This window comes from Streptomyces sp. NPDC104309 (genome assembly GCF_055584025.1).
This window is the reverse complement of sequence record NZ_JBVJMV010000016.1, coordinates 1-14605: the sequence shown is the minus strand read 5'-3', so window position 1 is coordinate 14605 and position 14605 is coordinate 1. Positions and strand designations below refer to the sequence as shown.

The 14605-nt window shown below is 68.2% G+C and carries 10 protein-coding genes, 1 tRNA gene and 2 pseudogenes; 5 read left to right on the top strand and 8 right to left on the bottom strand.

Translation table 11 applies throughout. The features are described from left to right. Positions 1-18: 18 nt before the first annotated feature. The 3 genes from ACZ68L_RS23345 to ACZ68L_RS23335 all read right to left on the bottom strand — a co-directional run bounded on the left by ACZ68L_RS23345 (position 19) and on the right by ACZ68L_RS23335 (position 4779). Positions 19-660: an IclR family transcriptional regulator gene (locus tag ACZ68L_RS23345; RefSeq protein ID WP_148838225.1), complete on the bottom strand. Its 642-nt coding sequence runs from the start codon at positions 658-660 to the stop codon at positions 19-21. A gap of 335 nt (positions 661-995) precedes the next feature. Then, complete coding sequence (locus ACZ68L_RS23340; RefSeq protein ID WP_469579789.1) at positions 996-2966, bottom strand: hypothetical protein; 1971 nt, start codon at positions 2964-2966, stop codon at positions 996-998. A 196-nt stretch (positions 2967-3162) separates the two neighbouring features. Then, entirely contained in the window at positions 3163-4779 is a 1617-nt protein-coding gene (locus ACZ68L_RS23335) for a WxL domain-containing protein (RefSeq protein WP_469579788.1), read from the bottom strand. Positions 4780-5089: 310 nt separating this feature from the next. On the opposite strand from ACZ68L_RS23335, the gene ACZ68L_RS23330 reads away from it, so the two are divergent. From ACZ68L_RS23330 to ACZ68L_RS23315, 4 genes are all read left to right on the top strand, one after another. Next, entirely contained in the window at positions 5090-5659 is a 570-nt protein-coding gene (locus ACZ68L_RS23330; RefSeq protein ID WP_469579786.1) for a hypothetical protein, read from the top strand. Between the two features lie 377 nt (positions 5660-6036). Continuing rightward, a complete protein-coding gene (locus tag ACZ68L_RS23325) occupies positions 6037-6483 on the top strand; it encodes a hypothetical protein (RefSeq protein WP_469579785.1) in 447 nt (148 codons plus the stop codon). Next, positions 6483-8780, top strand: a complete 2298-nt coding sequence (locus ACZ68L_RS23320; RefSeq protein WP_469579783.1) for a hypothetical protein — start codon at positions 6483-6485, stop codon at positions 8778-8780. The genes ACZ68L_RS23325 and ACZ68L_RS23320 overlap by 1 nt, the downstream gene beginning before the upstream one ends. Positions 8781-8853: 73 nt before the next feature. Then, a complete protein-coding gene (locus ACZ68L_RS23315) occupies positions 8854-9483 on the top strand; it encodes a hypothetical protein (RefSeq protein WP_469579782.1) in 630 nt (209 codons plus the stop codon). A 63-nt stretch (positions 9484-9546) separates the two neighbouring features. Here ACZ68L_RS23315 and ACZ68L_RS23310 read toward each other — a convergent pair whose 3' ends face one another. From ACZ68L_RS23310 to ACZ68L_RS23295, 4 genes and pseudogenes are all read right to left on the bottom strand, one after another. Then, positions 9547-11328 carry a DEAD/DEAH box helicase gene (locus tag ACZ68L_RS23310; RefSeq protein ID WP_469579781.1) on the bottom strand — a complete coding sequence of 594 codons (1782 nt, stop codon included), beginning with the start codon at positions 11326-11328 and terminating at the stop codon, positions 9547-9549. A gap of 164 nt (positions 11329-11492) precedes the next feature. Next, on the bottom strand, positions 11493-11861 hold the full coding sequence (locus ACZ68L_RS23305) for a type II toxin-antitoxin system death-on-curing family toxin (RefSeq protein WP_469579779.1): 369 nt from the start codon (positions 11859-11861) through the stop codon (positions 11493-11495). Continuing rightward, complete coding sequence (locus ACZ68L_RS23300; RefSeq protein WP_469579777.1) at positions 11861-12058, bottom strand: Arc family DNA-binding protein; 198 nt, start codon at positions 12056-12058, stop codon at positions 11861-11863. The genes ACZ68L_RS23305 and ACZ68L_RS23300 overlap by 1 nt, the downstream gene beginning before the upstream one ends. Before the next feature lie 32 nt (positions 12059-12090). Then, positions 12091-13556: pseudogene (locus ACZ68L_RS23295) on the bottom strand (MFS transporter). 186 nt (positions 13557-13742) lie between these two features. Between ACZ68L_RS23295 and ACZ68L_RS23290 the strand changes: the two are divergent. Then, positions 13743-13814 (top strand) — tRNA-Cys (locus ACZ68L_RS23290). 258 nt (positions 13815-14072) lie between these two features. On the opposite strand, the pseudogene ACZ68L_RS23285 reads toward ACZ68L_RS23290, so the two are convergent. Next, a pseudogene (locus ACZ68L_RS23285) lies at positions 14073-14513 on the bottom strand (IS30 family transposase); the annotation flags it as partial. Positions 14514-14605: the final 92 nt, after the last annotated feature.

Sequence of the window (14605 nt, the reverse complement as noted above, 5' to 3'; positions counted from 1 at the left end):
CCGCACCCGCCGAAACCCCTATCTGAGCGCGTCCGCCACCTCACGGGCCGCGTCCACCACGCGGGGGCCGACCCGTTCGGGTACGGAGTCGGCGAGCATCACCACACCCACGCTGCCCTCGACCCCCGTCACCCCCACCAGCGCGGCCGCGGCCCCGCTCGCCCCGGCTTCCAGTTCGCCGTGGGTGAGGGTGAAGGCCGTCTCCCCCACCGGTTTCTGGCGGGCGGCGAGGATCGCCCGGCCCGCGGCACCCCGGTCCAGCGGGTGGCGGAAGCCGGCCCGATAGGCCACGTGGTAGTCGGTCCAGGTCGGCTCGACGACCGCGACCGCCAGCGCGTCGCTGCCGTCGACCAGCGTGAGATGGGCGGTGGCACCGATGTCCTCGGCGAGGGAGCGCAGCGCGGGGAGCGCGGCTTCCCGTACGAGCGGATGCACCTGGCGGCCCAGGCGCAGCACACCCAGGCCCACCCTGGCCCGGCCGCCCAGATCGCGGCGCACCAGGGCGTGTTGTTCCAGGGTGGCAAGCAGACGGTAGACCACTGTTCGGTTGACGCCGAGTCTGTTGGACAACTCGGTGACGGTCAGGCCGTGGTCGGTGTCGGCGAGCAGTTTGAGGACCCTCAGTCCCCGGTCGAGCGTCTGGGAGGTTTCCGCGGTCACGACGCCCTCTCCTCTTTGGTGAGCGGCGGCGGCTGGTCCCACGGAATGTGCGCCGCCGGTCCCAGCGGCGACGCACGGAGAGGCCGCCGGCCTGGCCAAGGCACCGGCTGCGCTCCGCGGCGGCATTGCCACGGGGCGTTCATTTTTTGGGACAGTAGCGAGCCAGTCCGCTCAGCGGAAGACCTCGTCCAGAATCCGGGCGTCAGCGGAAGAGGAGTTGTGGTGAAGAAGCATATGGGCCGGTCAGCGCGGCGCCGGCCGAAGCCTGGACGTCTACGCGCGTCCAGGTCGGCCGACGCCCTCGCGACCCTCCGTACACCACAAGTGAACCGTCGTTAACTCACCGTGAACGACTGTTGCACAATTTTTCCGTTCACGAGCACCTCGCAGGCCCTGATCGCCTTCGTCGCCGGGTCGCGGACGGTGAAGTTGAGGGCGAAGGTGCCGTCCAGGCCGATGACCCGGGTGACGTACGAGTCCGAGGTCTGCTTCCCGTCCGCGGTGCGGCCGGTCACCGAGACCGTGGCGACGGGGGCGAAGCCCCGCCCGGTCACCTGGACCGCCGTGCCGACCGGGCCCTCGGGCGGCGAGAGCGCGAAGGACGGCCCGGCGGGAACGCTCCCGTCCTGCACGGTGAACGCCGCCGTCTCGGTACGGGGATTGACGAGCACCTCCCTGACCCGGATCGCGACGGTGTCGGTGGCATTGACCGTGAAGGTCTGCGAGAACGCCCCGTCCAGCCCGACCACCTTCGTCTTCACCGGGTCGGACGTCTGCGAACCGTCGGCCCGCAGACCGACGATGGATACGGTGGCGACCTTCGCGAAGCCCTGTCCGAGGACGGTGACGGCGGTGCCCTTCGGACCGGCCGACGGGGTGAGGACGACGAAGGACGGCGCCACGGTCAGCGGGGTGACCGCCTGCGCTCCTCCGGCGGTGACCTGGAGCGCGTACACGGCGCGCGGGGTGGATCCGGCCACCGTGACCGTACCGGCGAGCGTTCCGTCGGCGGTGATCCGGAGGGTGGAGCCACTGATCCGCGCGCTGTCGCAGCCGCTGCCGTCGGCGGCGCAGAGCGCGGCGACGGGTGTGGTGCCGGTGGGCCAGTCACCGCCGGAGACGGTGATCGTCCCGCCGGGTTTGACCTTCGCCGCGCCCGCGGAGAGCGTCGCGGAGGCGTCCGTCACGGTGAACGGTGTGGTCAGCACGGTGGCCGGGTCGTTCCCCTCGTCGACCTGGATCGAGGCGATGGCCGGGTCGGAGACGGTGAAGTCGACGCTGAACGTGCCGTCGGGGGCGCTCTTCACATAGACGGCGGTGTCGTCGAGCGTCGCCCCGCTCGCGTCCAGGCCGACGGTGTTGATCCAGCGGTCCTGGAAGTAGTTGCTGCCGGTCACCCGGACGACGCTGCCGACCGGCGCGCCGGAGCGGGAGAGCGCGATGGCCCGCGGCCCGCCGGGCTGATACGCCTTGACGGTCAGGGGCGCGGTCGCCTCCTTCGTACCGTCGCCGACCTTCACCAGGTACGAGCCGTCCGGCACCGTCCCCGCGGGGGCGAGCACCGCGCTTCCGGTCAGCTCCCCCAAGCCGCTGATCGCGAGGGTGCTGGAGACGAACTTGCCGGTGTCGCAGCCGCCGCCGTCCGCCGCGCACAGCGACGGTACGGGGGTGGCGCCGGCGGTCCACAGGCTGCCCGTCAGGGCGACGGCCGTGGACGGCCGCACGGCGGTGGTGGGCGCGGTCAGGGTGGCCGGATGCCCCGCGGTGCCCTCGGCGGTCACGGTGCCGATGGAGCCGCCCCCGCCGACCACGTCGCACGGGGTCTCATAGGTGGAGCCGAGCACTTTCGTACGCGTCAGATTGCGCACCGGGGTGAAGGAGATCGGCCCGCTCGCGTCGGACGGGATGATGAAGTCCCCTTCGTACGGCGGGATCTCGATGGGCTTCCCGGACGGGATGTCGAGGTTGACCTGGGGTCCGGTGACCGTGACCGTGCCGCTCGCGCCGCCCGACATCGCGAAGTCGATGCTGGGGGTGGTGGGCACATTGCTCAGGCTGAGCCCGCTGGTCGCGGGCGACGGTCCGAGGGTGACCTTGGCGTGGACCTTGCCGCCGGGGTCGACGATGGCGGGCGAGAGGTCGACGCTCATCTGCTGCGGCCCGGTGGCCTCGCCCTGACCGGCGGGCAGGGAGCAGTGGACGGTCGGGGTGACCGTGCCCGCGTGGGCGGCGGGGGCGAGTACGACGGTCCCACCGGTCCAGACGAGCACGGCCCCCGAGGTGAGCGCGACGGCACGACGTAACACCGCACCGGGTCTTTCCGTCCTTCTCGATCTCGGTCGGGCGAACATGTGACTCCTCCATGGCTACGGGAATTCCGCGAATTCGAAAGGGCGACGCCCGCCTGCTCCCTCGCGATACGGAGCAGGCGGGCGTCTCCGGTACTTTCCCTGACTTCCCTGACTTCCCTGACTTCCCTGACTTCCCCGACGGTGACGGATCTCAGAGAAGAGTGAGTGTCAGGGTGGCGCTGTAATCTCCGGGCCGGGTGAAGCCGGGAACCGTCAGCGTGAGATCGGCATCGGCGTCGAACCGGCCGCCGGTGAACGGGCGGGAGCCGTCCGGATTCATCCGGCACAGGCTCGCCGCCTCGCTCCCGAGCGCGGCGGGCGAGCCGGCCACCGGCACGCCCACGCTCCCGTTCTGCGCCGTGCATCTGGGTGTCCACCGGACGGCGTCCGCCGGGATGGTGCCCCCGTCGGCGCTGGTGAAGCCGGTGAGGGTGGCGGTGAGGGACCAGCCGCTGTTGACGCCCCGGCCGTCCTCCACCTCGACCCGGTTGAGCCGGGAACGCTGCACACCGCTGCCGGTGCCCAGGACCGTCGTCCCGAAGTCGACGGTGTCGCCGTCCTGGACCATGGACAGCGTCCCGGCCCGGACCGAGGTGTTCAGCTTCTGGTCGGCACTGCTGCCGTCCCCTCCCCCTCCCGTGGAGACGGTGAACGGGGCGGTCCGTACAGTCGCCGGATCATTGCCCTCGTCGGCCTGGACGGCGACGACCGCGTCGGAGATCACGGTGAACTCGACGGCGAAGGTACCGTCCGGGCCGCTCTTGACGTAGACCGCGCTGTCGTCGAGCCCGGTGCCCGTCGCGTCGAGGCCGATGACATTGATCCAGCGGTCCGGGTTGTAGTTCTTGCCGCTGACCGTGATCACACTGCCGACCGGTCCGCTGCTCCGCGACAGCGAGATCTCACGGTCGCCGGCTGCGACCGCCTTGACCGTGAGGGGAGCGGTGGCTTCCTTCGTACCGTCGTTGACCTTCACCACGTACGCGCCGTCCGGCACCGCGCCGGCCTCCGCGAGGGTGGCCGTACCGTGCAGCGTTCCGTAGCTGTCGATGGTGAGGGTGTGGCTCTTGAACTTCAGCGGATCGCAGCCGCCACCGCCCACCGCGCAGAGCGAGGGCACGGGCGCGCCGCCCGGCGTCCATCCCGAACCACCCAGTGTCACAGCGGTGTTGGGGCGTACGGCGTCGGCGGGAGCGGTCAGGTGTGCGGGCTCGGAGCCGGTGCCCTCCGCCGTGACGGTGCCGACGGAGCCGCCCCCGTCGACCACGTCGCAGGGTGTCTCGAAGACCGAACCGAGCACCTTCGTCTGTGTCAGCGTACGGACCGGGGCGAAGGAGATCTCCCCGGAGGCGTCCGCCGGAACCAGGAAGTCCCCCTCGTACGGCGGGAGTTCGATGGGCTTGCCGGCCGGGATGTCCATCGTGAACTCGGCACCCCGCACGGTGACGGTGCCGGTGGCCCCGCCGGACATGGCGAGGTCGAGGCTGGGAATGGTCGGCACATCGTCCAGCGCGAGAGCGCTGGTGGCGGGGGACGGGCCGAGCGTGACCTTCGCGTGCACCTTGCCGCCGGGGGCGACGACCGCGGGCGACAGTTCGACGGTCATCTCCTGCGGGCCGGTCGCCTCGCCCTGACCGGCGGGCAGGGTGCAGTGGACGGTCGGCGCCACCGTACCGGCGGCCTGCCGCCCGGCCGTCCCGGCCGCCTGGGCGGTGGCCCCGACGCAGCTCAGGGACAGTACGAAGCAGGCAGCGAGCAGACCGGTCACGCCAGGTCTTCGTCGTCGAATCACCAGACACCCCTCCATGGCCCATTGATTGCGCACATTGAGGAGGTCGCATGCGGAGAAGTCAAGAGAGAATTGACTGATCCTTGTCCGGAGAATGATCGTTATCTGAAATGCCCGAAAAGCATTTCTGTAGGCACTTTCCACACACCTGTTGACATCTCTTGACATCTCTGAAGATCACAGTTTCACTGCACCCGACATGCCGGGCCCGGCACGCAGTTCCGCAAGAAGATCGCACACGGCGATTCTTCGAATCCACGGAATTCAACCGGAAGGAGTTCCTCCCGTCATGTCGATCACTTCTGCACGGCCGTCGAGAGTACAGCCGTCGAGCCGAAGACGCGTCCGCGTCCCGCTCGTGCTCGCCGCGGCCTGTTCCGCGGCCGCCGCACTCGCCCTGGCGCCGACGGCCCAGGCGGTGACTCCGCTCATCGCGACGGCCACGTACGACTGCGGCACCTGGGGCAGCGGTCTCGCCACCCTGACCGCGGCCGACTCGGGCACGTCCAAGACCATCAAGATCAACTCCACCGCGATCACCATGCCGCTCGGCACCAGTGCCGACCCGAACAGCATCACGACGACGCTCAAGCTCACCAAGACCTCGGGCGGCGTCACCAGTCAGGTGCAGTTCTCCGGGAAGACCAACCCCGGCATGATCAGCCCCAACCCGATCACCCTGGGGCCGCTGAAGCTCACCTCCGGCACTCTGGCGGCGGGTGACAGCACGAACTCCGTGGTGCTGTCCGGTCCGCCGAGCGCCACCAACTGGTCACTGCAGATCGTGGCCTCGTCCCCGACGTCGGCCACGGTTCCGTGCGTGGCGACGGTCAACCAGTCCGCGGCGTTCGTCTGGTAGCGGTTCGTCCGGTAGCCGTACGTACGACATCCACTCACCCGGCAACGACACCCGACCGGCCCCCGGCGACCGCAGCCGGCGACCGGAGCCGGCGACCGAGCCCGATCCGCGCCCGGCAGCCGAGCCTGATCCGCACCTGATCCGCGCCAACGACGCCGGCCCGGGGCGAGGACCGCTGTCCCCGCCCCGGGCCGGCCCGCCGCACACCTGACACCCGGCGTTGCCACGCCGAACACACTTCCCTTACATTTGATCATTTCAATTCATGGTCAACTCTTACAACAACTGCCCGGTCTCATTGATAAAGTGACGCACCGTTTATCGCCCACAGGAGCGACATACGGGAATCACTGGGACTACGGGGAAGGTAACCACCAGTGGCGTGGGACGAGTGGGAGCAGCTGAAATCCGAGGCGGCGGAGAGACACTCGGCTCAGATGCAATTGAACCAGGTCGAACCAGGTGGCGGAGGGCCGATTCCTCAAGGCGACCTGAAGGTCGATCAGCAGGACCTGGCGGCGATCGGCAATACCGCATACCGGATGTACGGAGATCTCGAAAAGGCCGGTGACCACGCCCGTGCCGCCACCCAGAAGGCCGCCGGAGGCCTCAAGACGGAGACCTTCGCCATAGGCGCGGCCCTCGATCACGTGGCGTCACGGTGGATCGACCAGGTCCGCTCCCTGCTGGACGCCTGCGCCCACATCTCGAACCACCTCGATTACACCAAGGGTGCCCACGCCGGCGACGAGGTCTACATCGGCACGATCATCAGCAGCATCGACACGCTCGACAAGGGCTTCGACGAGAGGCCGGCCCACTGATGGACCTCGACTCCCTGCGCTTCGCGAACTTCTCCGACCTGGACGCGGCCATCACCGACTGGGAACAAATGGTCACAAAGCTCAAAACCCTCCAGGGTGACGCCAAGGACGACCTCAAAGCCAAGTCGGACAAAGCGAACTGGGCCGGTGAAAACGCCACCGTGACTCGCGCTTTCGTGGACAAGACGGCCGGAGAATTCGCCGACGCCCACACCCAGGCCGAAACCATCACGAAGATCCTCACCGACACCCGTGGGGAGCTCGTCGGCTACCGCACAGAGCTCAACGACGCGATCCACCGCGGGGTGCAGAAGAACCTCACCGTCCAGGACCTGGGCGAGGGATCCTTCACCGTCACCATGAACATCCACCCCGACCGGGCGGCGAAGGGCACCACGCTGCCCGAGCACACCCAGCAGGACGTCGACAGGTTCCGGGACGAGATTCAGAACATTCTGAAGAAGGCCACGGAGAGCGACACATCGGCGGCAAAGGTACTCACCCTCATCGTCGACCAGGCCAAGTACGGCTTCTCCGACGCCAGTTACTCGGACCGCGACTCCGCGGCCAAGGCGGTGGCGGAGGCGGAGAAGGCGGCGAGGATCCTCAAGAAGGACCCGCGCGACGTCACGCTGACCGAGCTCAACGCGCTCAACACCACCCTGGCCGCCTACAAGAACGACCCGCTCTTCGCCGAGCGGTTCGCCACTCAGGTGGAGCCGAAGAAGGTCCTGGAGTTCTATGCCGGAATCGCCGATCCGTACCAGGGATACGGGACCGACCGGAAGCGTCTGGAACAGGCGAAACAGCTCCAGAAGAATCTCGGTATCACGCTGGGCACGGCCACGCTCTCCGACAGCGACGAGATGGAGCGCTGGGAGAGGCAGATGGTGAAGCTGGGCCCGGACCGGCTCGGCATCGACGACGCCAATGACCCGACGGGTTTCGCGGTCATGAGCAACCTCATGCGTTTCGGCGACTACGACGACCAGTTCCTCAACGACTACGGCGACAAGCTCGTCGCGTACGACAAGGAACACAACGTCAAGAACATGAGTCTCTGGATCAACAACTGGAACCAGGGCGACCTCAACTTCTACGGCAAGTACGACCGGGGCCGCGACCCGATGACCGGCTTCCTGGAAGCCCTGGGCCACAACCCCGACGCCTCGACCCAGTTCTTCGCCCAGCCCGACGGCGCGGGAGCCACGGTCGACAAGGAATCCGAGGTGAACGACCACCTCAAGTATCTGACCAAGGACCGGATCTGGATGTCGGACTCCCCCATGATGGGCGGGGACATCAAGGTCATCGCCGGTCACGATTCGCTCGGTCACGCCCTGGAGTCCGCCACCACCGGTTACGCGTACGACGCCGAGCCGATGTCCGGCAAGGACCCGATGGTCCCCGGCAACAGAGACCACCGGACGGCTGCGACAGCAGGTGTCATGGAGCAGGTGGTGTTCCTGTACGGGGGCGAGGACGGCCCCAAGATGCTGCACGAGCAGTCACAACTGGCCGACAGCCTGGGGAAGATGGGCGCGGCCTACATCGACGACATCGACTACAGCCTGTCGGGTATCGGGGACCACGGGAAGAACAGCGAATCCTTCCCGGCCAAGTACGAAGGGCGGGCGAACTTCGGCGAGCAGGGCGCCATCAACTTCCTCAGCGTGCTCGGACAGGACGAGACCTCGCACGGTGTCGTCACGGCGGCGCAGCACCTCTACACACTGAGCGCTCTGGACGCCAACCCGGCCACGAGCGAGGAGAACATCAACCACGCCAAGGACGCGCTCACGACCGGCGCCGAGGCGCGGGGCATCCTGGACCACTCGCGCGTCCAGCAGGCGGAGACCACCTACAAGGACGACGCCGAGCAGGCCAACAAGTCTCTCGGCCGGTCCGGGGACTGGGTCAAGCTGGGCGCCGGCGTGGTGGTGGGAGGCGGAATCGCGGCGATCCCGCTGCCCGGCTCCACCGCCGCAGCCCTGGTGGTCGCTCCCATGGCGGCGGACACCGTCGGCGACATGGTGAATACATTCATCGGTCACGAGGTCGACAAGAGCATCGACAAATCCGAGCAGGACGCCACCGAGAAGTCGCAGATGACCAGTCAGAAGTTCTACCAAAAGGGCGCCGACGAACTCGGCGCAGCCTACACCAGCTACGGCGAAAACAATCCGAAATGGGAAAACAGCGAACATTCGGAGTGGGCGAGAGACATCGAGAGCAGCTACATCAACACCGGTTCGAATCAAGACGACTTCCGCGGGCGCGCCTCGTACAAGGGATGACCAGCGGTGCGGCACAGTCGGCTATGCATATGTCGGAGCGTTCATGAAGGCAAAAACGTGCTGGGCTGTATTCGTGACTCTTGTCGTCACCGGGGTGACCGCGTGCAGCAACGACAGCAGTGACCACGGAAAGCCGGACGTGCTCGCGGCTTCCCAGGTCTGTGACGGGACGCTGGACACGGCGGCAGTGACCGCGCTGGAAAGGCTCGGCGGCACAGACCGTTTCACCGAACTCCAGGGAACCAAAGCGCCCGGGATCCCGTACAAATTCTCCTTGGAACTTGCGGCGGGGACCCTTCACGACAAGTCGACCGAGAAGAACGTCTGCCTCATCTACAAAGCCGATGGCGAGAACGATTTTCCGCTTCTCGACATCAGCTTCCAGGCACAGAAAAGTCACCCCGACCTGGCCGAAGAGGACAAAGCGAGCAGCTCGGGGAAAATGTTCTTCCCCCTCGGCCTGTTCGCGTCCGCGCAGGGTGACGATGGCACCTCGCTCTACTTCGCGTGCCCCACGGAGGGGCCCGACGGAAAGACGCCCTACGTGAAGGCGGAGATGTATTCCGCACGGGGCCAGGTGAACCCCGACGGAAAAGGACGCATGACGGTCCTCAACTCCGTTTCCCGTGCCCTGGCCAAGGAACTGGGCTGCGCCGCCCAGGCGAAGCTGCCGGCGAAGGTGCCCGACGCCACGTCGGACTGACAGTCGGCCCCCGGTGCGTGGGCGGATCGCTCCGCCCACGCACCGGGGGCCGTCGGCACCGGCTCACCGCATCCGGGTGGCCCACTCCTGGACCTTCTGGATCCGCTGCTGGATCTGCCCGGCCGTCGCCTCCGCACTCGGGGGCCCGCCGCACGCCCGGCGCAGCTCGGTGTGGATCACGCCGTGCGGCTTTCCGCTCTGGTGCGTGTACGCAGACACCATGGTGTTGAGCTGCTTGCGCAGCCCCAGCAGCTGCTTGTGCGTGACCACCGGTCGGGCCTCCGCCGGCTTCTCCAGCAGGTCGGCCTCCCCGGCCGGCTTCTGGCGGCTGTGCGCGATCTGCCGGGTCTGCCGCTTCTGGAGCAGCAGCTGCACCTGGTCGGGTTCGAGCAGTCCGGGAATCCCCAGGTAGTCCTGCTCCTCCTCGCTCCCGGGGTGTGCCTGCATACCGAATTCGGCACCGTCGTACAGCACCCGGTCGAAGACCGCGTCGGATTCGAGGGCCTCGAAGGGCAGCTGTTCCTCGGTCTCCTCGTCCTCCAGCTTCTCGGCGTCGGCGAGGAGCTTGTCCTCCTCCGCGAACGGGTTCTCCTCGTCGCTGCCCTTCTTGGGCTTGTCGAGGACGTGGTCCCGTTCGACCTCCATCTCGTTGGCGAAGTCCAGGAGCATCGGGATGGTCGGCACGAAGACGGAAGCGGTCTCGCCGCGCCTGCGCGAGCGCACGAAACGCCCGACGGCCTGTGCGAAGAAGAGCGGCGTGGAGATGGTCGTGGCGTACACGCCCACGGCGAGACGCGGCACGTCGACGCCCTCCGACACCATGCGGACCGCGACCATCCAGCGCGATTCGTCCGCGCTGAACTGGTCGATCCTCTTCGACGCGGCCTTCTCGTCGGAGAGGACCACGGTGGCCTTCTCGCCCGTGACCTTCTTGAGGATCTTGGCGTACTCGCGCGCCGATTCCTGGTCGGTGGCGATGACCAGCCCACCGGCGTCCGGAATGCCCTTGCGTACTTCGGTGAGCCGCTTGTCGGCGGCGCTCAGCACATTGGGGATCCACTCCCCGGTGGGCGCGAGCGCGGTGCGCCAGGCCTGCCCGATGGCGTCCTTGGTCATCGGCTCACCGAGCCGGGCGGCGATCTCGTCACCGGCCTTGGTGCGCCAGCGCATGTTGCCGCTGTAGCTGAGGAAGATCACGGGCCGGACGACGCCGTCGGCGAGCGCGTTGCCGTAGCCGTACGTGTAGTCGGCCGAGGAGCGCCGGATGCCGTCGTTGCCCTCCTCGTACACGACGAAGGGGATCGGGTTGGTGTCGGACCGGAACGGCGTACCGGTGAGCGCGAGCCGGCGGGTGGCCGGGTCGAAAGCCTCCTGGCACGCCTCGCCCCAGGACTTCGAGTCACCGGCGTGGTGGATCTCGTCGAGGATCACCAGGGTCTTGCGCTGCTCGCACCGGTTGCGGTGCAGCATCGGCCGGACGCCGACGCCCGCGTAGGTGACCGCGACGCCGTCGTACTCCTTGCTCAGCGGGCCCGCGCTGTAGTCGGGGTCGAGCTTGATCCCTATCCGGGCCGCTGCCTCGGCCCACTGCTTCTTCAGGTGCTCGGTCGGCGCGACGACGGTGACCTGCTGCACGACGTGGTGGTGCAGCAGCCATGACGCGAGGGTCAGCGCGAAGGTGGTCTTCCCCGCGCCGGGGGTGGCGACCGCGAGGAAGTCGCGCGGCTGCTCCTGGATGTACTTCTCCATGGCGCCCTGCTGCCAGGCTCGCAGCTTGCCGGCCGTGCCCCAGGGGGCGCGGCCGGGAAAGGCGGGTGAGAGGTGGTGGGAGGCGGTAGTAGTCACGGTCTCCGGTTCGGGTCTCTCGGGTACGTGGGGCGCTGTCCGCACAGGCCGGGACGGACCCGTACGCGATACGACAACCGGGCCACCCTACCGGGGGGCCCGGCGGAACCCCGTATGAACGAGCGGTGGTTCGGCGCCGCTGAGACCCTCTTCACAGAACAGCGTTATGCGGCGAACCCGGGGAGCCGTTCCGCGATCCTGGGCATGTCGAGGGCCCCCTGGCACACGTCCAGCACGAACTTCTCGGCCTCGTCGACATCGAAGTCCGCGCTCAGGCGATGCCCGTTGATGTGCAGGAAGACCCAGGTGGCATACCAGGCGATCCACTTGTTGCCGTCGACGAGCGCATGATTGCGCGCCAGGGACTCCATGAGCGCCGCGGCCTTCTGCCACACGTCCGGATAGGCGTCCTGGCCGAACACGCTCGCCTGCGGGCGGGCGAGTGCCGAGTCGAACAGCCCGTAATCGCGCACCTCGGCGGCCCCGAGGCGCTCGGCGAGGTTGAGCAGCTCGGGAAGTGTCAGGTACTTCATCAGGCGAGCCTCCGGTTGAGCTCCTCACTCACCTTCAGCACGTGGTCCGCGGCCTCGTTGAAGAGGCGCGAGCGTTCGTCTATGGCGGTGATCACCGCGTCGTGGGCGAACGACTGCATGCTCCGCCCCTCCGACTCGGCACGCGCACGCAGTGCGTCCAACTCTTCTTCGGTGAACCGCAGATTCAGACCAGCCATGTACGGATGGTACCGCGTGGTACCACGCGACACTAAAGCTTTGTCCGCACCCGCCCCGCCACCCACGCCCCCACCAGCGCCACCCCCGCCATCGGCAGGAAGACCACCGCGAAGGCGCCCGGATGGGACCCGGAGGCCCCCGCCTCCACCGCGTCGTGCACAGCTCCCACCGTCCCGCCGCCGAGTGCGGCGAAGGCCGCCCCGCCCGCGGCCAGCAGCAGGACGTTGGACAGCCCGTCGGAGATCTGCAGGGCGGCCGAGTTCGCCCCTGCCTCCTCCGGCGCCGAGAGCTTCAGCAGCAGCACGCTCGTCGATGCGATCACCATGCCCATGCCGAAGCATCCGAAGGCCCAGGCCACGGCCACGGTCCAGACCGGCACCGAGTCGATCAGCACGGACGGCGCGGTGGCGATCGCCGCGGCGACCAGCACCATGCCGCCCACCATCAGGCGCTCCCGGTGCGGCTCCAGGCGCGGCCGGGACTGCACGTACGAACCGAGCGCCCAGGTCCCACCCCCGGCCGCGAGCGAGAGCCCGGCCATCGTGGGGCTCAGCCCGCGCTGGGTCACCAGCATCAGCGGTACGAACGACTCCGCGGCGATGAACGACCCGGCCGCCACCCCGCGCAGCAGCACCACCGAGGGCAGCCCGCGCGCCGCCCGGCCCGTCCCCGGGGGCAGCAGTCCGCGCACGGCGGGAACGAGCAGGGCAACGCCTACGACGGCCGGAAGCAGCGCGAACCAGTTCCTCTCCTGCCCGGCGTACTGGAGCAGTCCCGCCCCCACCGAGATCCCGAGGGCGAGCACGATGCGGCGCCGGTCGTACGGCTCGACGGGTGCGGCGGGATCGGCCGGTCCCGAAGCCCGGCGCCGGATCGCGGGCAGCGCGAGCGCCAGCGGGAACACCACGAGGACGGGGATGCCGATGAAGACCCACCGCCACCCCAGGTGCTCGGTCACGCTCCCGGCGGCGAGCGGCCCGACGACGGACGGGATCACCCAGCTCGCCGCGAACGCAGCCATGATCGAGGGGCGCAGATGCTCCGGATACGCCCGGCTGATCACCACGCGTACAACGCCACGATCACCAGCCCGCCGCCGAGCCCCTGGACGGCCCGCCCGGCGATGAACATCCACATGCTGCCCGCCGTACCCGACAGCAGCAGCCCGGCCCCGAAGGCACTGATCCCGGTGGCGAGCGGCGCCAGCGGCCCGCGCCGGTCCGCCCACTGCCCTGAAAGCACCATCGCGAACAGACTGGTGGTGAAGTACGCGGAGAACGCGAACGCGTACAGCGGGATGCCGTGCAGCTCACGGGCGGCGACCGGCATCGCGGTCCCCACGGCGGTCGCCTCGAAGGCGATCAGGAACACGACGGAGACGATGCCGATGCTCAGCGCCCGATAGGTCCGCCCGAGTACCCCTTCGGATCCGGCGGCGACAGGGGCGTCCACGGCAAGGGGCGAGACATCGACGTCGTCACGCGGTTCCACACTCATGAGCCCAAGAGTAAGGGGCAAGATCCCATATGAGCCCTGTCGCGAGGCGGTCCGCCGCTCGTCCGTTGGTCGTAGGACCGCAGGGCGGTTCGTGAACGCGGTATGGCAGTCGTGTTGCGGCCCGCCCCGCACCCTTGAGCAGCGCGGACACCCGGCCCTACGGTCGAACCACGACGAGGAACACACGGCCGTGTGCCCGAGTGGTTCAGGGGCTCGACTGCAACTCGAGTTACACCGGTTCGAATCCGGTCACGGCCTCCGAGCGGGGGAACCCGAAAAGGAACGGCCGCGCTCAGCCTTCTGCTCCATCTCCAAGTTCTTCGCGTCTTCGTCGCCCCTTTGGTCAAGCGTGGGCATCTGATGGGTGATTCACCGGGAAGGCGCCTTATGCGGCATGACGACGTCAGTGACAGCAATCCGACCGAATCGCGAACGAACGGATCAGCGTCTCACCGAGGCCCCGTCGAAGCAAAGCGGGCGGATTCTAGGGATCGTCGCAACACGTGATCGGTTGTGTCAGGCGGCGAGCAGTTTATGCAGACGCTCGGCTGGGGTTTCCCAGCCGAGCGTCTTGCGTGGGCGACCGTTGAGCTGGGCGGCGACGGCGTCCAGGTGCTCGCGGCTGTGGACGGACAGATCGGTTCCCTTCGGGAAGTACTGCCGCAGCAGGCCGTTGGTGTTTTCGTTGGAGCCGCGCTGCCAGGGGCTTGCCGGGTCGCAGAAGTAGACCGGGACGTCCGTGGCGACGGTGAAGCCGCGGTGGGCGGCCATTTCAGAGCCCTGGTCCCAGGTCAGGGACCGCTTGAGGTGCGGTGGCAGCCTGTGTGCGGCCTCCGTCAGGGCGTCTCGGACACTGGCTGCGGTGTGGTCGGTGGGGAGGTGGAGGAGCATCACGTAGCGGGTGCTGCGTTCGACGAGGGTGCCGATCGCCGAGCCGCTGTTCTTGCCGATGATCAGTCGGGTAGCGGGGACGCATTACTGCGTCCCCGCCCCCTCAGAACCGTGCAAGCAGCTTTCACCGCACACGGCTCAAGCAAGCCCTAAAGGCT